Below are 257 nucleotides of genomic sequence, written 5' to 3'. Positions count from 1 at the left end.
TGCGCGAGGCTGCGGCGCAGCTGGCGCAGGTGGCGGTCGTAGCCGCCCTGGGCCAAGTATTCGGCCAGCGCCTGCTGCGACGGCGTGGCGGTGGACAGCGTGGTCATCAGCTTGAGCCGTTCCACGGCCGTGGCAAAGCGGCCCGCCGCGACCCAGCCCACGCGGTAGCCGGGCGCCAGGCATTTGGTGAACGAGCTGCAGTGCATCACCAGCCCCTCGGTGTCGAAGGCCTTGGCCGGGGGCGGGCGCTGCGGGGC

General features: G+C 73.2%; 1 pseudogene. It reads right to left on the bottom strand.

Annotated elements, in window-relative coordinates:
- Window positions 1–257 (bottom strand): annotated as a pseudogene (locus QZH66_RS17835) (PLP-dependent aminotransferase family protein); the annotation flags it as partial.

This window comes from Stenotrophomonas sp. YIM B06876, from assembly GCF_030711595.1.
In the GTDB taxonomy this organism is placed as follows: domain Bacteria; phylum Pseudomonadota; class Gammaproteobacteria; order Xanthomonadales; family Xanthomonadaceae; genus Stenotrophomonas.
Note: the sequence above shows the minus strand (reverse complement) of the source record. Positions and strands in the feature narration are given on the sequence as shown.